The organism is Oceanobacillus jeddahensis (assembly GCF_000750635.1).
Taxonomy (GTDB): Bacteria; Bacillota; Bacilli; order Bacillales; family Amphibacillaceae; genus Oceanobacillus; species Oceanobacillus jeddahense.
In genome coordinates this window covers 585,914-605,587 of the sequence record NZ_CCDM010000002.1, presented here as the reverse complement: position 1 = coordinate 605,587, position 19,674 = coordinate 585,914, and the positions used below count along the sequence as shown (strand labels likewise).

The window sequence follows — 19,674 nt, the reverse complement described above, 5'->3', positions numbered from 1 at the left end:
ATTCCGCTCCTTTGAATACAGTAAGTAATATGTAAAATAATTACGCTTACATATTGGGCCAAGCCATTTAAATCCCTTTTATTATAACAGATCGGACACTTGTGTAAAGTAACTATAACCATAAAATTACGATCTTCTGTCATTACATGGTGTATTGGAAAACTTAAATATTCGCTCCTCTATTACTTACGCATTTTGTACGAGTAATAGAGGAGTGAATGCGAGTATTTCTAACGTATAAAATCTTTCCAATCAACTTTCATAGCTCTATAATAAACATAAAAATATGGATAAAATGATACACATTTAAAGGAGCTGAATCATCTCTCTATTACATTATCATTTCCAAAATAATTTTTTAACTGCTTCATTTCTTTTTCGCTCAACTGAAGAGAATAATTGGTTGCAAGCTGGTACGTTTCCTTATCTACCGAATTATATACGATCACTGGTGTCTTTCCTGGATGCTGATCAGCCAGCTGCTGTAAATATTTTAAAGCACTGCTTTTATCTTGATCGGTCAATCGTATAAACAATTTTTTTGTTTCTGGGAAACCTACTTCAGAAAGGTCAAAAGCAGCTATTTCTTTTATAACAAACTGGAGCTTCTGATTTCTTTTTTCTACAGTAACACGCATCCAAACGATCTGCTCTTCTTCCAGATGGTTCGAAATTTGACGAAATAAGTCTGGAAAGATAACAGCGTCTCTCTTTTTATCCTCATCGGAGACAGTTAAAAAGGCCATTCTTTCTCTATTTTTTGTACGAATAACTTTTATTTCTTCCACTACACCGGCTGTAAAAATATCTTTTCGCTTGTCAGTAAACTGATCTGCCTGTTTGAAAGAAACAATTCCATTCGCTCTTAACACATTCCGATAGCTTTCAAACGGATGATTCGATATATAGATACCCATCAATTCTTTTTCAAAATGAAGCTTCTGCATCATGGAATAATCCGCTGTTTCGGTATATTCCAATGCATCATGAAATAAAGAAGCATCTTCATACATTCCCTGAAAAAGCTCTTTTTGTTCAAGAGCTGGCGCAATAGATTCAATCAGACTTGCCCGATTGGAATGAAAAGTATCAAATGAACCGGCTAAAATAAGATTTTTTATGGCAGCGCGGTTTACTTTTTTAATATCAATACGCATACAAAAATCAAAAAAACTGGTGAACGGGGCTTCTTTTCGAATCTCTAAAACATGAAGTAATGCCTGATAGCTGATTCCTTTAATCGCAGCCAGCCCTGCACGTATTCCTTTTTTTTCAACTGTAAATTGCTGATAGCTCCTATTAATATGCGGCGGAAGTATATCGATATTAATTTCTTTTAATGACTCTTGATAAGCTAATAACTTTTCAGGTTGATTTTTGGCATCTGTTAACAAGCATGAAAAAAATACTTCTGGATAATGCGCTTTTAGAAAGCTGAGCTGATAGGATATTTTACTATATGCTACTGCATGGCTTCTCGGAAATCCATAATTGGAAAAGCGAACAATCCAGCTGAAAATCTCTCCCGCTACCGCTTGAGAATAGCCATTTTTTAAACACCCTTTTATAAAAGCTTGCTCTTGTTCCTGCATAACTTCTTTCTTCTTCTTACTTACAGCTCTTCTTAAAATATCCGCATCCCCTAAACTGAACCCTGCAATACGGTGAGCAATTTGCATAATCTGTTCCTGATAAATAAGCACACCGTATGTTGATTTTAAAATTGGCTCTAAATCCGGATGCGGGTAGGTTACAGGTTCTTGCTTAAATTTTCGTCGGATATAAACAGGGATAAAATCCATTGGGCCCGGTCGGTACAGTGCATTCACCGCCACAATATCCTCAAATGAAGACGGCTGCAGTTCTTTAAGAACATTTTGCATTCCCGCTGACTCTAATTGAAAGACACCACTGGTCTCTCCTTTTCGCAGCATGGCAAAAGTTTTTTCATCCTGCTCCGGGATATCCGTTAGTATGTCATTTTTTTTATGCGTATATGCTACACTTTTCGTAACTCTTTCTATTAACGAAAGGTTTCTAAGCCCCAAAAAGTCCATTTTTAACAACCCTGCAGCTTCCAGTTCGTTCATTGCATATTGCGTCAAATAGGTTTCGCCTGTACCGCTGGTTAAAGGAACATCTGTCACTAACGGCTGTTCACTAATGACAACACCCGCAGCATGTGTGGATACGTTTCTTGGTAACCCCTCCAGCTTCATTGCAATGGAAAATAACGTTTTCAGCTTTTCAGATGATTTCACATACGTTGCTAATTCCACTGAATCTTGTAACAACCTTTGAATACTTTTTGAAGACGCCCGCTTCATCTCGCGTAAAATATAGCTGACATCTTGATCATGGATATTCATTGTTTTCATCAATTCACGAAGGATGGAACGAGTTGCATACGTTCCAAAAGTAATAATCTGTGCAACATGGTCCTTACCATATTTATCTCTAACATAATCAATCACTTCATCACGTCGAATATCAGAGAAATCTACATCAATATCTGGCATGGTTTGCCTTTCTGGATTTAAAAAACGTTCGAATAACAGATTATATTTTAATGGATCAACTTCTGTAATCCCTAAAATATAAGCTACAATAGATCCTGCTGAAGACCCCCTGCCTGGTCCAACCATAATGTGATTCGTTTTCGCAAATTGAATAAAATCAGCAACAATTAAAAAATAATCACTATAATTCATATTTATAATTGTTTTCAGTTCGTATTCTAATCGCTCTCTATGCGTCTCTGTAATGGTTGGATAACGCTCCTTTAACCCTTTTTCACAGCATTCTCGTAAGTAGGCATCTGCTGATAATTGATTTGGTGTTGGAAAGGATGGCAGATGCTGCTCATCAAAATGCAAGTAGGTTGTACATTTATCCGTGATTTCTTCGGTCTTATCCAGTAGTTCCGGCCAAGCATAAAATAATTGTTTCATTTCCTCTGGAGAAGTAAAATGATGCCCTGTAGGCAACTGTTCTTTCTGTTTTGGAATCCAATGCTTCCCGTAGCGCATTGCTTGCAAACAATCATAAGCGAATACATCCTGCTCATCTAAATATAGAACATCCTGCATAGCAACATAAGTGAAGTCCATCTCTTGCCAAAGTTGAAGTTGATGTAACTGGGGATCAATTCCAACATAAAAATCACCTGTTTGAAAGTATGATTCAACCCTTTTCATTTGTTGTACAAGTAATTGGTTGTCCGTTTCCATGGTATCGTTGACGTCTTGCAGAAGCGCTTTTCCAGACGCCACACCAATGATACCCTCTGTATATTCCGTAAGCTGTTCAATAGGTAATTTATCCATATGATTTGTTTGTAAATAGGTACTTAAGGATAACAGCTGTTGATAGCCATTCTTGTTTTTGGCAAGTACAATAAACGGATAACTCCGCTCATTTCCTTCCATTTGAACAGGAACACTCATTCCAATAATTGGTTTTATTCCTTGATCCATACAAGCTTTATAGAAAGAAACGGCCCCGTAAAGAACAGCTTCATCAGTTAAACATAAGCTTTGAGCATGAAATTTTTTCGCTTTTTGAACAAGCTTTTGTATAGAAATCGTGCTCTCCATTAAACTGTAGCCGCTTTTCACTGATATATGTGTGTACGTCATTCTATCCCGCCTTCTTTCTACTATGTCTATTATAATTAGAAAACTTAGCATTCGCCAAGCAATTAGACTAATGCCTTATTTGCCAAAAAAGTACATATGTACCTATAGCATTAGTTTTTCTCATATCTCGTTCCCTTCATTCATAGGATAGAATATAGCACCTCCAACCATAAGAGTTGCCAATTATAAGACAAGCTATAGTGCGAGGAGTGTCCATATGGAGGAACGTTTTTTTGCTGCATTTATTCATTGTTTTTTCATTGCATTAGGAGTTATCATCGGAGGCTCTATTATCGGGAGCATTGGAGATTTTGCGACTGGAGATGCTGCTCTAACCTCCATGAATCGAATCGCAGAACGCTTAAGAATATGGGGGATTGTTGCTGCAATCGGCGGTACCTTTGATGCAATCGCTAACTTTGAAAGAGGATTATTCGACGGTACACCAATGGATTTAATAAAACAAATCCTGTTAATTTTATCTGCAATGGGTGGTGTAAAGGTTGGCCTAATTATTATTCAATGGTTTTCACAAGGAGATGTTCCCTAATGCATATCCCTCCTTATCATAAAAAAACAAACTGGCAGCTTATTTTTGTCGGTTTCTTTTTTGGCAGCATTATTTCTTACATTGTCTTCACGTATATGTACGGAACGATGTATGAAGATATGTTAAAAGAAAATATCGAACTGTCTAATGAAGTAACTGAGCTAGAGCATACCAATCAAACACTGCTTAAGGATAAAGAAGATTTAAGTGAGCAATCGAAACAACCACTTACCATTTCAAAAATCACCATCGAAATTGAAGATCCAGATTCTATGAGAATTGACTTATTAATGCAGGATCAGCTGCGTGCTCTCATTCGTGATGAGATTGATCATGTCGTGGGCGAAGAAGTTGAGCTGATATCGCGATCAGACGATCTGCTTATCTCAACGATTGAAAATAAAGCCTTCACCCTTGACAGCATGAGCTATCAATTTACTGTAAGTCAAATTATTGCATTGGGATCCGAATTAAAAATCGTTGTTTTGCCTGATTCGGTTAGATAATTTGCGTAACCGCCAACCGCGTTTATTTCATGAAACGAAGGCTGTTATTGCTTTGATAGATATCTTTAAGCATAACAGCCTCTGTATATTTATTAGTTAAATCTAATTGGAATCTACCATCCCAATATTCATCATTCTGTTAAACATTTTCCCCGCATACTTTTTCTAAATCAGCTATTAAATCTCTTGCCTCGTCCCATGTGTACACCGTTGCACCAGAAGCTAATGGATGACCTCCCCCATTATATTTCTTAGCAACTTGGTTAATAACAACTCCCTTTGAGCGGATACGTACTCGAATTTGCTCAGGTTCTTCAATAAAAAACACCCATGATTTGATCCCTTTTACATCAGCTACCACCTGTACAAGCTGATTCGTTTCCTCTACAGTAACATCAAATTCTTTCAATAAATTCTCCGTTAATTTAATAACACATAATCCATTGTCCGTTAACTTAAAATGCTGTAAAATATGTCCACTCAATCGTAGTACCTTTTCTTCTGCTTGATATAATGTATCATATAAAGCTGTCCGGTCAAAATCATAGCGAACTAATTCTCCTGCATATTGAAACGTTTTGACAGTTGTACTAGGAAATTTAAACCTTCCTGTATCGCCAACGATTCCTGCATATAATAGTCGTGCTGCCTCATTGTTTAATGCCCAGCCCCGAGGCTGCGCTTCTAGTGCAAGCTCAACAATCATCTCTGAGGTAGAACTCGCATCTGTGGATACCCATTCTATATCTCCATAAGAATCTGTAACGGGATGATGATCAATTTTTATCAGCTGCTTTCCCGTATGATAACGTTGGTCATCAATCCGCGGTTGATTTGCAGTGTCACAGACAATAACTAGACTTTCCTTGTAGATATCATCTGGTACTTGATCCATCTGTGCTAAAAAAATCAAGGATGGCACATCTTCTCCTACAGCATAGACTTCTTTTTCTGGAAAAGAATGTTTGATTAAAGCCTTTAAACCAGCCTGTGAACCGATCGCATCTGGATCAGGACGCACATGCCGATGGATAATAATTTTCTCATTTTTTTCAATCGCTTCGATAATTTTTGTAATTTCCATGTCAATCTCCTTCTTGAATATATTTTAAAAATAAATTCCGGCTCCTCGCCAAGATTATTACACTTCCTTTCTTATTTAAAAAAAGGTACAATGAAAATATAATTTAACAATATGTAAGTAGGAGCGGAGCAGTTAAATGGTTATCTTTCCAATAATAATTATAGTGTCAGCAGTCTTTTATATCTATTATAAAGTAGCAATCCTGAAAGAGAAAAATACATTAACTCAAAAATATTTTAATGGCAGAGCCAGATCTTGTTTAGGAGCATTTTTAATAGCTTTTGCAATTAATCAGTACACACTCTATCTTACACAGCTTAGTTTGTTTATTGGACTTGCTATCTTTGCTTTAGGATTAATGCAACTCATCCGCGGCTTTAAGGAAGCGCGTCATTATCAAAAAGAGTGGAGAAGATTATACCCGCAATAAGCAAGGTTCAGGCGTTACGTTATATTCTAATTATGCAGCCTTGTATATATTTACTTCATTTTAGCTTAAAAACAACTGGAATCAATAGGGATCCAGTTGTTTTTTTATTGCTAAATCATAAAGTGAAACTTCTTTCAGTGGAGGTTTTTCGACGCACAACTCTTTTACGACGGGGCGAGTAATCGCAATGATTTTCGGTGGGGCGAGTAACCGCAGGCCCCAGCCAGTTACACTACGATAAAAACAGTACTTGATTCTGTCGAAAGATTTACCACCGCTCGTTAATCCCGCTTCTTTTTTTATGCTTTTTGAATGGTCGAAACGTGGCCTTTACAAATAGTTAAACTATAACAGGTACCTTACCGGTTAATCAGCTGAGCCATAATTAATGATCGTCCTACCGTAGTTTGCCCATGGATTACCTCTACATCTATTTTTGCATATAAACGCCCGACATCAAGTAGAGTCGGTTTAACATGCAGCGTGCTGTCAATTGGTACCGGCTTACTAAAATACACCGTAATATTTTCAATCGAAATTTCTGCTTTTTTTTCTATTTTCATCATTTTTTCACATGCTTCTGTAATTAAAGCTGTAAACACACCATGCGATAACGTACCCAAATGATTTGTCATTTGCGGTATAACATGTGCTTCAAACATACCATCTTCCCCGGGACTCTGCGACATATTATTAGCTACAATATCTTCAATTGTTTCTCCAACTTGAGGCTGTCTCTGTATTTGCTGCATTGCTTTTAATACATCTTGCCTGGAAACAACCCCTTTTAACTCATGAGCTCCATCCACCACTGGAACGAGTTCAATTCCTTCCCAAACCATCATATGTGCCACCGAAGCTAATGATGTTTTCTCTTGAACAACGAGCGGTCTACGGCTCATGATACGATCGATAAACGTACTCTGATCTTTCCCAACAATGTCACGAGAAGAAACCATCCCTACTACCTTCATCCGGTCATCTACAACTGGAAATCGCGTATGGGAGGAAACCTCATTATTAATATACCAATCCTTGACCTGTTGTTTTGTCGTTAAATAATAGGAGGACTCAAACGGGGTTGAAATATCTCCTACAAAAACAATTTCCTTCTTAATTAATTGATCATAAATGGCACGGTTAATCATTGCTGCAACTGTAAAAGTATCGTAGCTCGTTGAAATAATAGGTAATTGTTTTTCATTTGCTAGCCGCTTTACAGCATCATCTGTATCAAAGCCTCCTGTAATCAGAACAGCAGCTCCAGCTTCTAAAGCCAGTTTATGCGCTTCAAGCCTGTTCCCAACAATCAGCAGTGAATCTGCTTGCGTATAACGCATCATAGCGTTCAATTGCATTGCTCCAATGACAAATTTACTAAGTGTTTTATGTAACCCGTCTCTACCACCCAGTACTTGTCCATCAATAATATTTACAATTTCAGCAAAGGTCAGTTCCTCAAAATTATCTTTCTTTTTCCTTTCAATCCTGATTGTCCCTACGCGTTCAATCGTACTTACTATTCCTTGGTTTTCTGCTTCCTTGATCGCTCTATAAGCAGTCCCATCACTAACATTTAAATCCTTTGCTATTTGACGGACAGATATCTTACTACCTACTTGTAATGATAAAATATGTTGTAAAATTTGTTCATGTTTGGTTGCCATCTGCCATCACCTTCTTTCAACTGTACTATATAAAACTTATTAGTCTAATTATACAACTGATACAGATATTTTAAAGCATATTAATGAAAAATATTATAAAAAACTTACTGTATCAACATTTATATAAAAATATTATAAAACAAAAGCGTAAGAAAACATATAATAATATAACAATTTGGGGCTGAAAATAATACGCGGATAGGTGTAAAAAAGAGAGGGCTTCCTCTCTTTTTATTCTACTATATTCAGTATCCATTTATTATCTCTTTCCATATATTAAATGAATTACCCCCACCACATGGCTAAAACAAATATGGACCACCCAGAAACAACCAATCCTACAATCAAACTCAAAAACATGAATAAACCTAATTGTTTCGTCCCGATTTTTCCTCTGATATACTGAAAACATGTCATAAGTATAGCAATTAAAAATAAAGATACGCTTATTACTGTTAAAACAGTTAAATTATATATCGGTTCTAAATCATCGGAAATCCAATTCAAAAAATACGCAAAATCTTGACCGAATACACCCATTATAACCGCCAAAATTATAATACTAATTAGAATAGCATTATTTTTTCTCACTAATACTCTTCCTTTCTTACTCTTAATACGCAATAATAATCCTTCTTTTATATTATAAAAACGTCAATAATATCTTCAAATTTAATCGTTGTAAACTCCTTATATCCTAGCTTATCAACTACATCTATATACCTTTCCTGATAGTTGATGCTGTCAATATAACCATCTATTCGATGGTATTCATTATCCTTAAAATATTTTACTTCTACATAAAGATTATCCTTATGAGCCATCATTAATTGAAATATGTTCCTATCTAACTCTTGCAAATCCTTCATGCTCCCATTCTTCCCTTCAATCGCCCGTACGATAAGATGTTGTCTATTTTGAAGTTTCTAACCTGTTTTCGATAATAACAATAAGCTAATATTTTTTCATCACCTAATTGTACTACTCTAATAATTCTTTGACTTACCTCGTCCTTAGAATCCATATAATAAATCATGATTTTTTCTTTTCGGTTCATTGCATTCGTTAAAAAAACAATCATACGTCCCCCTCCAAGAATGCCATTTTCACGAATATTTGTTCTGTTTATAACATCAGTATACCACAAAAACAGAACAAGTGTACTGTTAATTTTTAGCAGGGTAAAAATAATAAATACGATCTATTGGTATGGTAAACATAAGCAGCCCATCAAGGAGAAACCCTATATTCCAACCTAATAAAATGCTGTTTTATTAACTGGGTTATGGTATAATTCCTCCTGTATATACATAGTGCGAGGAGTGAAGAAATGCGGGTGAAAATGGGTCTAATATTATTTATTACATTTCTTTTATTAGTCGGTTGCAATAGTGACGCATCTGGTAAGAATACAGTACCAGACGACATGTCCAAAGAATATTATGATGATTTTGTAAAAAGTTATGAGTTATACGAAGAAAGAGCGCATGAGCATAATGGAAGCTTTGTTGATGATAATGGCAATGAAATTGACTTTGACGATCTCTTTATTGATGAGGACTTGATAAGATTAGGTGTAGAAAGCGATAACAAAATAGACAGAGGTGAAGAGCCCATCCTAAATGAGACAGAGCTTCAATTAGTAAACGATATTATAAGTCTTTATTGGCTAAAAGGAAATGATGAATCCAGTATAGAATTTGCAATGAGAGATCATTTTGATAGTGAAACCCCTGAAGAACATGCTATTAAATTAGAAGAACGTGTCATTGATATACTTGAATTGGATAAGGATTCAATAACTGCTGAATTGCAGTAATTCCTTGATACAAAATGAATTTAAAGGGGATGCCGACTATTCAAGTACTTGCTTAGCCGGCATCCCCTTTAACCTTTCTTTGTTTATCGGTTTATATGGGTTGTCCATGCTTTTTAACTTCTCAGCAATCCTTTATGATACAACTACACCAGCATCTGCCAGTTTTTCTACAATACTATTCCATTGATACAGAGGAAACTCAATGACTGCGCTGTTTATTCTTAGTTAGTCCCTCCTGTTCCATAACCGGTGGACGGGACATTTTTAATAGTGTTGCAAGATTAGCACCTATAAATACAAACGCAAATAATAACCAGCACCCCCAAAACAAGAATTCCAAGGAACTAGTAGATTGCGGAACCATTGGCCAGGCAATGTAAAGTAAAAAAGCAACCAACAATAATCTTAAAATAATATTTGTCTTCAAAGCTACCTCCCCCTTTTTATAAGTCTATGAGAGATCGTTATTTCTATGCAGCAGAAAACCACGGAGATACATTCTGCTCCGTGGTTTTCTACTGAAAATATATTTCTTTTTTTAAGAAGATAAATCGAGGGTTTCGCCAACTTTCATTGCGTGAGCATTGCCAGCCTTCACTTTAGAGGCCCAAGCTTCCGGGTCCTGCACAATCGGTGGGAAAGTATTATAATGCACAGGAACAACTTTCTTGGCATTTACCCATTCAGCTGCAATCAGTGCATCACTTGGTCCCATCGTAAAGTTATCCCCGATTGGAATAAAGGCAATATCAATATCGTTTAATTCACCGTACATTTTTAAATCTGTAAATAATGCCGTATCTCCCAAGTGATAAATGGTTTTTCCATTTACTGTAAGAAGAATTCCACCTGGCATACCGCCATAAATAACTGTTCCATCCTCTTCTTCATAGGATGAACCATGAAAGGCTTGTGTAAATTGCACTTTCCCAAAGTCAAATTCGTGAGAACCGCCGATATGCATAGGGTGTGCATTCACACCATTCGAAGCTATATAATCAGCAAGTTCTTTCGGAGCTACAACCAAGGCATCATTATTCTTAGCGATTTCCACTGTATCTCCGACATGATCATTATGAGCATGTGTCAGCAGAATAACATCCGCCTTTTCTGTACTTGGATCTAAATCACATGCCTCATTTCCATTGATAAACGGGTCAATAATGATGTGATGCTTTCCTGTATCAACTTTTACTACGGAATGTCCATGAAAAGATACTTTCACTGAAAATCTCTCCTTTGACGATTTGGATTATTATTTGATTTCGTAATGTGTTTTCCCGCTATTGGTTACTTGTATGCATCTTTTCAAAAATTATTTATTAAATTTCTTTTTCAATGCAGCTAATTCATCATCCACACCATTATTATTTTCAAGCTCTTTGAATGCATCATCCAGCGTACGTGCACTTTCATTTAAGTCTTCTGAAGTTTCTGCTTCTGCTTCATATTGCAGCACTTTTTCTTCCATTCTTTCAAATCCTTGACGAGATTGATCGCTGCCAATAGAAGACATCGTACGGTTCATTTTTGTTCTGGTTTTTGCAGATTCTGCACGTGCTTTTAAGGAATCCTTTTTCAATTTCATTTCTTGATATTCTTTTTTCATTTCAGATAATTTTTCTTTAAGAATTTTTACATCTTCATCAGCACGTTCCCAAGAAGCTTGTAAAGACTCATACGATTTTTCCTGGTGTCTTTTATCTTCCAATGCTTTTTTGGCTAATTCATCATTATCTGCTTCTACTGCTTTTTCCGCTTGCTCTTGACGCTTTTCGACCATCGCTTTTGCATCATTTGCTTTGCGCTTCAACATTTTTTCATTAGCCATTTGTTTTGCGACAGCAGCTTCAACCTCTTCAATATCCTTGCCCATATCCCTCAAGTACTGATCTAACATCTTGACTGGGTCTTCCGCCTTATCGATCATTGCATTCAATTCTGAACTGACAATTGTTTTCATTCGGTTAAAAAATTGAAACATACAAATCCTCCTCTTGGAATAAGTAATAGTAATGTACGGTTCGTGTACAATATGAAATACGATTGGTCTCGTAAAAAGTTTCATTTTTATCGGATTTTTTCTTATTATCTGCTATAATTTTTTAAAGAATACTATTTATTTCAATCCGCCCTGTAAAAAAATCAGCTATATTAATAGACTAGGAGGCAAAAGAACAATGTCAGAAAGAATTAATAATTTATTTGCGGAGCTCAAAAAAAAGCAAGCGGATAGCTGTTTTATCAGTTCCAAAGCAAATGTATATTATTTAAGCGGGTACTACACTGATCCGCATGAGAGAGTTATCGGGATCATCCTGATGGACGAAATCGATCCTATTTTCTTATTACCGAAAATGGAAGAAGAAGATGCAAGAAATGCCGGATGGGAACATTTAATTGTAAGCTACTATGACCATGAAAATCCTTGGCAGGTTCTACAAGCTTTCTTGAAAAAACAAGAAAAGAATCCTGCTGTCATGGCTGTAGAAAAAGATCATTTAACTGTCCATCGCTATAATCTACTTCAAGAAATTCTTCCAGATACGACGTATATTGATGCAACAGACGCCATTCAGAATCTACGTCTGATTAAATCAAAGACAGAACATGAATACTTAAGAACGGCTGCAGATTTAGCGGATTTAGGTGTTAAAACAGGAGTGGAAGCTTTAAAAGAAGGCGTCTCTGAGTTAGAAGTAGTAGCAACCATCGAACACGCTCTAAAGAAACAAGGGATACGCGAAATGTCATTTCAGACAATGGCATTATTTGGTGCGAAAACAGCATCTCCCCATGGAAATCCGGATAAAACACAATTAGAGAAAAACAGCTTTGTTCTTTTTGATTTAGGTGTTATTTATCAAGGATATTGCTCTGATATTACCCGTACAGTTGCTTTCGGAGATATTACTGATGAACAGAAACAAATATATGATACAGTACTGACCGCAAATGAAAAAGCAATTGAGGCAAGCCGAGCTGGTACGGCAGTCGGCGAACTTGATAAAATTGCAAGAAATTACATTACAGAACAAGGATACGGTGAATATTTTACACATCGACTTGGACATGGATTAGGAATTGAAACACATGAATATCCTTCCATGCATAGTGAAAATACATTAGCTATCCAGCCAGGTATGTGCTTTACCATTGAGCCGGGCATTTATGTACCAGGCGTTGGCGGTGTAAGAATTGAAGATATGCTGTTTACAACCAATTATATGCCGTTAGAACTAACGAAATATCCAAAAACATTACAAGTAATTTCTTAAAGAGGATGTTTACAAAGTCCAATAAAAAGGACACGGCGAAAAAAGGAGCTTAGCCGACTTGGTCCTATTTATCGCACTTTTTGAACACGCACTTAAACGGATTTTTAATAACCAATCTATTTCCAGCTTCGATTCACACAGAATCGGAGCTTTTTTCATTTTCGATTTGCCATCTGCTTTGTTGTCAACCCTTTTTCGAATAGAAAAAGGGTTCCCCCTCTATCTTTGACTATTTTTCGAAATCTTATGTGATTTACAGATATTTGTTTGTAACGCTTCCAAAACAGGTATATAATAATAGTAGAAAGGGGAGATGAATCATGGAATATAAAAATATTGTTGTCGCAGTAGATGGATCTAAAGCTGCTGAAAAAGCTTTTAGTAAATCACTCGATATCGCTAAACGAAACAATGCCCGACTAATTCTTGCTCATGTAGTGGACTCTCGTACTTTTTCCACAGCTGAAGCATATGACCGCTCTTTATCTGAAAGAGCAGAAACGTATGCAAAAGAATTATTGGATGATTATGTTGAGCAAGCTGAAGCAGCTGGTGTAACAGATATCGTCCGCTGTATTGAGTATGGATCTCCTAAAGTAAAAATTGCAAAAGAAATAGCTAATAATTTTGAAGCTGATCTAATTATTTGTGGTGCAACTGGTATGAACGCAGTAGAGCGTTTCTTAATTGGAAGTGTATCTGAAAGCATTACCAGATATTCTAGTTGTGATACACTTGTTATTCGCTAGAAACAGAAACCACATCTTTAAGGAGCTTTTACTTTCTAATTAAAATGTACTAAAAAGCCTTTTTACTCCATAAATATTAAGAGTAAAAAGGCTTTTCCAGGTCAAAACCAGTATTATCGACTTAAACGAACCGTATCCCGGGCAATCATGACTTCTTCATTCGTTGGAATGACCATTACTTTTACTGGAGAATGCGGATAGTTGATAAATTGTTCTTTTCCGCGGACATCATTTAGTTTTGGATCCCAATAAATGCCCATGAATTCTAAACCAGTAAGAATTTTTTCACGAATAGCAATACTATTTTCTCCTACACCTGCAGTGAAAATAATTGCATCTACGCCATTCATTTTAGCAGCATACGATCCAATATATTTATGGATACGTCCTGCAAATACATTTAACGCAAGTTCTGCTCGTTCATTTGTATCTGCTTCATCCTGAATATCACGTAAATCACTGGAGAACCCGGATAATGCCAGCATTCCACTTTCTTTATTCAATACATGCAGTACCTCATCAACGGTTTTTCCGGTACGCTGCATAATATAAGGAATCAAGGCAGGGTCAATATTTCCAGATCTGGTCCCCATCGTTACTCCGGCTAGTGGAGTGAAGCCCATTGAAGTATCAATTGATTTACCATCTTTAATAGCTGTCACACTAGCACCGTTACCAATATGACAAGAAATCAAACGAAGGCTTTCCAATGGTCTGCCTAAAAGCTCTGCCGCACGCTCAGAGACATATTTATGAGAAGTTCCGTGGAAACCATATTTACGAATTCCATAGTCTTCATAATAGTTTCTTGGCAAGCTATATAAATAAGAAGATGCCGGCATAGACTGATGGAATGCTGTATCAAATACGGCAACCATTGGAACATTTGGCAGAATTTCTTTGAAAGCATTGATTCCAGTTAAGTTTGCAGGGTTATGCAATGGAGCCAGTTCCGATACTTCTTCAATTTTTTGAATCGTTTCATCATCTAATAGAACGGAGTCAGAGAAATATTCTCCCCCATGAACAACACGGTGTCCAACAGCATCAATCTCATCAAATGATTGAATAATTCCTTGAGAAATTAAAGCATCTAATAACATTTTTACTGCCACACTGTGATCTGGAATGTCTGTAACGGTTTTTTCCTCTTCCCCATTTGCTTCCATTTTAAAAATAGATTCTGGTAATCCAATTCTTTCTACCAGGCCGATTGCAGCTACGTCTTCTTCCGGCATTTTAATAAGCTGAAATTTTAAAGATGAACTTCCAGCATTAATTGCTAATACATTACTCATTTTCATTCCACTCCTATATTCTCATTTAATCCTATTTGGATAAGATGTAAACCATTGATTGACCTGTTTGATGATATCTGCCATCGCTTGAGCATTCTTAAATGAAGGCAATTGTACAAGTAACGGTTGTTTCGGTTCTTTTGTACCATTCCCTTTTTTCTGCAAGATTAATACACTTTTCGCCTGATTTTTGGACTTGAAAGATGTTTCTGGCAATCGTATAACTCCGACAATATGTGCGGCTTCTTGTAAGAATGCATGCAGCTTGTCTGATTGATCACTATCAAATAAAAATTCCGGGATGACGCCGATAAAGAATCCACCATCCTTCAAATACTTCAAGCTCTGCTCAATAAATAAATGGTGGGCATAAGAATGACCTTCCTCCGCCTTTAATTGATATTCCTCTGCTGTGACATCATCCGGATAATATCCAACTGGAAGATCCGTCACAACCATATCTACAGGCTCTATCAGGAAAGGTCTTAAACTATCTTGATGGTAGAAGCTAATTTCTTTTTTCTGCAAATTGGCATTTAACACTGCTAATTCTATCAATGTAGGATCGACTTCAGAAGCATATGCTTTAAATGGATTTTGCATTTGATTCAAAACCGTTGTTAATAAATTAGCTGTTCCACTGGCCGGGTCAAAAAGACTTATTTGTCCCTCTTTATCAATCAATTTATTTACCAGGTAACTGATTAAAAAACCAACCGTATCAGGTGTCATTAAATGCTGCTGTTGTGACGCGCCTTTCATTCCTTTTAAAATAGAAAGACTTAATGCTTTTCGATACGATTCTGCATCAAGTTCTTCTTCATTAAATGTTTTCATTGGTTTTGCAACCTTGTGTTTTGTAACATCATCCAACTCATCTTGAGCTTCCTCACCTAAGATGGTATTTAAGGCTATGATCAAACTTTCCAGATAGGTTTCATTTTTAGCGTTTTGTATAATTTCAGTTACTTCATCCATACATTTAAATAATTTCTCGACATTTGATTGCTCCATAGTATGTCCTCCTATCCAAAGCTGACAACTTTCTATTTTAACAATACTTCTACCAGATGTAAAAGAAATTTCATCATTTCCATATAAAATATTTACGAGGATGAGAAAATCTCAGACATTCAATTATTTTTCTTTCATCGAATATGAACAGTCGCGTCGTGTGACAAATATCAATACTAAGATATCTTATCCATCGTACTTTTCTATCATGCAAAAATGAGGTGTTATTTCACTATAGTATAACCTTTTTCTGATGGGACGGGTAGCTGTAGGTTCACCTAGTGAGAGGAGGGTGAAGAGAGGTTTCATATTATGTCATGTTAAAAAGCATGACTCAAACAGAATCATGCTTTTATTGGTCATTATTTTGATTTTAAATGCTCTAATACAGCATCATAGTCTGGATGATCGGATACTTCCGGAACATATTCCACATACGTAATTTTATTGTTTTCATCCACTACAAAAATCGAACGGGATAACAACCGTAGCTCTTCAATAAGCACGCCATACTTCTCACCGAAATCTGCTGAACGATGATCGGATAAAGTTTCTACGTTTTCAATTCCATTGGCGCCACACCAACGTGCTTGAGCAAATGGTAAATCCATGCTGATTGTCAGCACAGACACATTATCTAAACTGGCTGCTTCCTCATTAAAACGACGAGTCTGATCAGAACATACACCAGTATCCAGCGAAGGAACAACACTAATTAATTTTGTTTTTCCTTCGTAATCTGCTAATGTTTTCTCAGATAAATCATTTGCAAGTACAGTAAAGTCAGGAGCTTGATTTCCTACTTTTTGTTCTTCTCCTAATAATGTAACTGGTTCTTGTTTGAATGTAACTTGTTTTGGCATGATATTTCTCCTCCCCATCTTTACAATTTTAATTCAATTACTATTATGGGGTTTATTCGATTACCTGTCCAATCATAGGTACTACTTGCAAACTTAAATTTCAAAACGAGTAAGAATTGATTCCAATTCTCCTTTTTCTTCCTTTGGTTCTTTTTCAGCAGCTTTAATTGGTTCTTTCTCTTCTTTTTTATGATGTTTCTGTTCTACACTACGTTCTTCGTCTTTTCCTTTTCTGGATTTATTTGTCCGCTGGAGTAACTCCGGTAATAAATCAATTATTTTTTCATATAAATGTGTATGCTGATCCATATGCACCAAATCCATATTCCCTTCTTTTAATACTAAGAAAGCAACTGGCGTGATGGATACTCCTCCACCGCTTCCGCCTCCAAACGGAATCTCATGCTCTTCAAATTCACTTGACTTTATTTCTCCAGGCATAAATTCACTTCCCCCTGCCGCGAAGCCAAAGCCAACTTTGGACACCGGAATAATTACTGTTCCATCTGGTGCTTTTAATGGATCGCCTACAATTGTATTGACTTCAACCATCTTTTGTATATTTTTCATTGCACTCGACATTAACCCTTCTATCGGATGTTCTGTCATTTTTTTACCTCCTTTATTTTCAAAACGCGCATGATTCCTAGAATAGTTTTTCCTAAGCGAAAGGAAATCATACATGAAAACCTGGTCTGTAAACTGCTGTTTTGAAAATCAGGCTGAACATGAATTTGTGGATTTTTACAGAAATCAAGCTGTTGCGTGAGATAGCCAATCAACCAGCCTTTCATTGCCCAAATCGTCCCACTGGTGATCGAAGTGGAAAATGCATTTCCTGTTCCGCCTTTTGTACTCCATGTCAATTCAAGCACCTTTATTTCTTTTAGTAGAGCTTGAAATCGTAGTTCTTTTAACAAATGAAGCTTCTTCTCCCGCAAAAGCTTATAAAAATGAATATATCCTTTTTCCATTTCTTTTTGACTTGATATACGCAGTTTCTTCTGTTTTAGTACACACCAGTTATAAAAAAAGACTGAGATTTGCATATTATCCATTTCTGGAAATTGATAATTGATTTTCACAACCCATTTGCTTCTCAGAAAAAATACGAGGATCAAAACAATTCCTGCAATAAGAATCAAAAAAATGTATAAACTATCCATAATCAGCTCTCCTGAATGATTTAATATATCTAATAATCATTTTTTCTTATTTCCATTCACTGTCTGTTCATATTCTAAAGAGAAATACAGCTTAGAAAATGTTATGATAAGAGTAAGTACAATCTTATTTTTTAAGAGACCCGCCTTTTCTTTCAGATAAAACGAAACTTCATTCAGTGGAAGTTTTACGAGCGGTTCTCCGTGATAAAGAAAAGTATAAGAAAAACACACTTCAGACGCTCCTGTCAGACTTTAATATGAAAACAGGAGCGTGACAGAAGATGACAGCATCATCATATTTTGTTTGGAGGTTATCAAATGCAAAATCGTAATAACATTTTCTTTTTTTACCATCCCCGGCAAGAAGGCAATAAAACAGACTATTTAAAATCAGCTGCTGAACAGAACGGTTTACAAGTCGTTAGTGACCCTAAAGAGGCATCTATTATTGTTAGTTTTGGTGGTGATGGCACTTTTCTACAAGCTGTCCGTCAAACCGGATTTCGCCAGGACTGTATTTATACTGGTATTACAGAAGATGAACAAATTGGATTATATTGTGATTTTAGTATAACCAAATTTGATGAAATGATTGATGCAGTAACAAATAATAAAATTGAAGTTCGTCGTTTTCCGACGATTAAAGTAAGTGTTGATGGTGAAAAACCTTTTTATTGTTTAAATGAGGTATCTCTGCGTTCCAGTATTATTAAAACAATTGTTATTGATGTCAAAATTGATGACGAACATTTTGAAACATTTCGTGGAGACGGGATGGTCGTTTCAACTCCTACTGGAAGTACCGGCTATTCCAAGTCTGCCCATGGAGCGGTCATTGATCCGTTGCTTTCCAGCTTTCAAGTTTCTGAAGTTGCTTCTTTAAATAATAATAACTACCGTACGCTAGGATCTTCTTTTATTTTAAATAAAGATAGAAAGTTACAATTAGCAGTTATTCAGAACGGTAATGACCATCCAATTATCAGTTTGGATAACGAAGCATGGCCAGTGCAACGTATTCATCATGTTGATATTGAAATGGACGACACCGTAATTAAAACTGTAAAAATGACAAACAATACTTTCTGGAATCGTATCCAGCGCACTTTCTTGTAGAAAGAACCCCAGCCCGGCAGTACAGTGTCAACCATCCGGGTGGGATAAGGTTTCTTTTATGCTGGCAGCCGATCTTTCACTTGCTGGTTTTAACGCATTATGTATGCCCGATGTAAGAAACCTGCTTCCACGATCCAATTATCCAGAGCCTGCCCTTCACTTGTGATATGCTCCTTCATTCGTGAAGCGCAGGTTTTTTGCTGATTTTTTATTAATAAACTCAACTTTCGCACATTAGAAAGTAACTTCATTTCCATAGAAACAGGAGTTGATTGTTCCTTCAATAAAAAGAAGAGAAGGTGTAGTGTAAAATACCGCTGCGGTGGACCGTTTTGCTTACCGACGTACAACGGTTTTTTGATGGGGCGAGTAATCGCAGCCCCAACCCCAGGACGTTGCGACTTTAGTCTGCCTAAGGGCACGCTCTTCAGCTAACTTTTGCCAAGAAGAGCACTTGGCAAAAGTGGATCTTCAGATGGTGCTGATCCCTCAGGAG

The 19,674-nt window shown here is 36.4% G+C and carries 23 protein-coding genes; 8 read left to right on the top strand and 15 right to left on the bottom strand.

Annotated features, from left to right (window positions below; translation table 11 throughout):
* Nucleotides 1-320 precede the first annotated feature (320 nt).
* A complete protein-coding gene (dnaE, locus tag BN986_RS10665) occupies nucleotides 321-3,638 on the bottom strand; it encodes a DNA polymerase III subunit alpha (RefSeq protein ID WP_040979769.1) in 3,318 nt (1,105 codons plus the stop codon).
* A 217-nt stretch (nucleotides 3,639-3,855) separates the two neighbouring features.
* On the opposite strand from dnaE, the gene ytrH reads away from it, so the two are divergent.
* Both ytrH and ytrI read left to right on the top strand, forming a co-directional pair.
* Nucleotides 3,856-4,188 (top strand): sporulation membrane protein YtrH, encoded by a 333-nt coding sequence (gene ytrH / locus BN986_RS10660; protein WP_040979768.1) that lies wholly within the window; start codon nucleotides 3,856-3,858, stop codon nucleotides 4,186-4,188.
* A complete protein-coding gene (gene ytrI / locus BN986_RS10655; RefSeq protein ID WP_040979767.1) occupies nucleotides 4,188-4,694 on the top strand; it encodes a sporulation membrane protein YtrI in 507 nt (168 codons plus the stop codon). The genes ytrH and ytrI overlap by 1 nt, the downstream gene beginning before the upstream one ends.
* Before the next feature lie 139 nt (nucleotides 4,695-4,833).
* On the opposite strand, the gene BN986_RS10650 is transcribed toward ytrI, so the two are convergent.
* Nucleotides 4,834-5,778 carry a DHH family phosphoesterase gene (locus BN986_RS10650; RefSeq protein WP_211198896.1) on the bottom strand — a complete coding sequence of 315 codons (945 nt, stop codon included), beginning with the start codon at nucleotides 5,776-5,778 and terminating at the stop codon, nucleotides 4,834-4,836.
* Nucleotides 5,779-5,914: 136 nt separating this feature from the next.
* Between BN986_RS10650 and BN986_RS10645 the strand changes: the two genes are divergently transcribed.
* Nucleotides 5,915-6,208, top strand: coding sequence for a YtpI family protein (locus tag BN986_RS10645; protein ID WP_040979765.1), 294 nt, complete (start codon nucleotides 5,915-5,917; stop codon nucleotides 6,206-6,208).
* Between the two features lie 359 nt (nucleotides 6,209-6,567).
* Here the strand turns inward: BN986_RS10645 and BN986_RS10640 are convergent, their stop codons facing one another.
* The 4 genes from BN986_RS10640 to BN986_RS10625 form a co-directional block, all read right to left on the bottom strand.
* On the bottom strand, nucleotides 6,568-7,875 hold the full coding sequence (locus BN986_RS10640) for a DRTGG domain-containing protein (protein ID WP_040979764.1): 1,308 nt from the start codon (nucleotides 7,873-7,875) through the stop codon (nucleotides 6,568-6,570).
* Between the two features lie 285 nt (nucleotides 7,876-8,160).
* Nucleotides 8,161-8,499: a hypothetical protein gene (locus tag BN986_RS10635; protein ID WP_148417108.1), complete on the bottom strand. Its 339-nt coding sequence runs from the start codon at nucleotides 8,497-8,499 to the stop codon at nucleotides 8,161-8,163.
* 14 nt (nucleotides 8,500-8,513) lie between these two features.
* The gene (locus tag BN986_RS10630; protein ID WP_040979762.1) at nucleotides 8,514-8,744 is read right to left on the bottom strand and encodes a YolD-like family protein; all 231 of its coding nucleotides are present in this window, start codon (nucleotides 8,742-8,744) and stop codon (nucleotides 8,514-8,516) included.
* A complete protein-coding gene (locus BN986_RS10625) occupies nucleotides 8,741-8,956 on the bottom strand; it encodes a hypothetical protein (RefSeq protein WP_040979761.1) in 216 nt (71 codons plus the stop codon). Before BN986_RS10625 ends, BN986_RS10630 begins: the two co-directional genes overlap by 4 nt.
* A 249-nt stretch (nucleotides 8,957-9,205) precedes the next feature.
* Between BN986_RS10625 and BN986_RS10620 the strand changes: the two genes are divergently transcribed.
* Both BN986_RS10620 and BN986_RS27000 read left to right on the top strand, forming a co-directional pair.
* Entirely contained in the window at nucleotides 9,206-9,694 is a 489-nt protein-coding gene (locus tag BN986_RS10620; protein ID WP_040979760.1) for a hypothetical protein, read from the top strand.
* Nucleotides 9,695-9,698: 4 nt separating this feature from the next.
* Nucleotides 9,699-9,881 (top strand): hypothetical protein, encoded by a 183-nt coding sequence (locus BN986_RS27000; protein WP_148417107.1) that lies wholly within the window; start codon nucleotides 9,699-9,701, stop codon nucleotides 9,879-9,881.
* 12 nt (nucleotides 9,882-9,893) lie between these two features.
* On the opposite strand, the gene BN986_RS10615 is transcribed toward BN986_RS27000, so the two are convergent.
* The 3 genes from BN986_RS10615 to BN986_RS10605 form a co-directional block, all read right to left on the bottom strand.
* Nucleotides 9,894-10,121 carry a hypothetical protein gene (locus tag BN986_RS10615; RefSeq protein WP_040979759.1) on the bottom strand — a complete coding sequence of 76 codons (228 nt, stop codon included), beginning with the start codon at nucleotides 10,119-10,121 and terminating at the stop codon, nucleotides 9,894-9,896.
* Between the two features lie 111 nt (nucleotides 10,122-10,232).
* Nucleotides 10,233-10,919, bottom strand: a complete 687-nt coding sequence (locus BN986_RS10610) for a metal-dependent hydrolase (protein WP_040979758.1) — start codon at nucleotides 10,917-10,919, stop codon at nucleotides 10,233-10,235.
* Nucleotides 10,920-11,009: 90 nt separating this feature from the next.
* Nucleotides 11,010-11,678: a PspA/IM30 family protein gene (locus BN986_RS10605; protein WP_040979757.1), complete on the bottom strand. Its 669-nt coding sequence runs from the start codon at nucleotides 11,676-11,678 to the stop codon at nucleotides 11,010-11,012.
* Nucleotides 11,679-11,874: 196 nt separating this feature from the next.
* On the opposite strand from BN986_RS10605, the gene BN986_RS10600 reads away from it, so the two are divergent.
* Both BN986_RS10600 and BN986_RS10595 read left to right on the top strand, forming a co-directional pair.
* The gene (locus tag BN986_RS10600) at nucleotides 11,875-12,972 is read left to right on the top strand and encodes a M24 family metallopeptidase (RefSeq protein ID WP_040979756.1); all 1,098 of its coding nucleotides are present in this window, start codon (nucleotides 11,875-11,877) and stop codon (nucleotides 12,970-12,972) included.
* Nucleotides 12,973-13,292: 320 nt separating this feature from the next.
* On the top strand, nucleotides 13,293-13,721 hold the full coding sequence (locus tag BN986_RS10595) for a universal stress protein (RefSeq protein WP_040979755.1): 429 nt from the start codon (nucleotides 13,293-13,295) through the stop codon (nucleotides 13,719-13,721).
* Nucleotides 13,722-13,834: 113 nt separating this feature from the next.
* Here the strand turns inward: BN986_RS10595 and BN986_RS10590 are convergent, their stop codons facing one another.
* From BN986_RS10590 to BN986_RS10570, 5 genes are all read right to left on the bottom strand, one after another.
* Nucleotides 13,835-15,019 carry an acetate kinase gene (locus BN986_RS10590; protein ID WP_040979754.1) on the bottom strand — a complete coding sequence of 395 codons (1,185 nt, stop codon included), beginning with the start codon at nucleotides 15,017-15,019 and terminating at the stop codon, nucleotides 13,835-13,837.
* Between the two features lie 21 nt (nucleotides 15,020-15,040).
* The gene (locus tag BN986_RS10585; RefSeq protein WP_040979753.1) at nucleotides 15,041-16,033 is read right to left on the bottom strand and encodes a class I SAM-dependent methyltransferase; all 993 of its coding nucleotides are present in this window, start codon (nucleotides 16,031-16,033) and stop codon (nucleotides 15,041-15,043) included.
* Nucleotides 16,034-16,395: 362 nt separating this feature from the next.
* Entirely contained in the window at nucleotides 16,396-16,896 is a 501-nt protein-coding gene (gene tpx / locus BN986_RS10580; RefSeq protein WP_040979752.1) for a thiol peroxidase, read from the bottom strand.
* A gap of 93 nt (nucleotides 16,897-16,989) precedes the next feature.
* On the bottom strand, nucleotides 16,990-17,505 hold the full coding sequence (ytfJ, locus tag BN986_RS10575; RefSeq protein ID WP_040979751.1) for a GerW family sporulation protein: 516 nt from the start codon (nucleotides 17,503-17,505) through the stop codon (nucleotides 16,990-16,992).
* Nucleotides 17,502-18,062, bottom strand: coding sequence for a DUF2953 domain-containing protein (locus tag BN986_RS10570; RefSeq protein WP_040979750.1), 561 nt, complete (start codon nucleotides 18,060-18,062; stop codon nucleotides 17,502-17,504). Before BN986_RS10570 ends, ytfJ begins: the two co-directional genes overlap by 4 nt.
* 318 nt (nucleotides 18,063-18,380) lie before the next feature.
* Here BN986_RS10570 and BN986_RS10560 point away from each other — a divergent pair, with 318 nt between their 5' ends.
* Nucleotides 18,381-19,178 (top strand): NAD kinase, encoded by a 798-nt coding sequence (locus tag BN986_RS10560; protein ID WP_040979748.1) that lies wholly within the window; start codon nucleotides 18,381-18,383, stop codon nucleotides 19,176-19,178.
* An 89-nt stretch (nucleotides 19,179-19,267) separates the two neighbouring features.
* Here the strand turns inward: BN986_RS10560 and BN986_RS27565 are convergent, their stop codons facing one another.
* Entirely contained in the window at nucleotides 19,268-19,462 is a 195-nt protein-coding gene (locus BN986_RS27565) for a hypothetical protein (protein WP_148417106.1), read from the bottom strand.
* Nucleotides 19,463-19,674 lie beyond the last annotated feature (212 nt).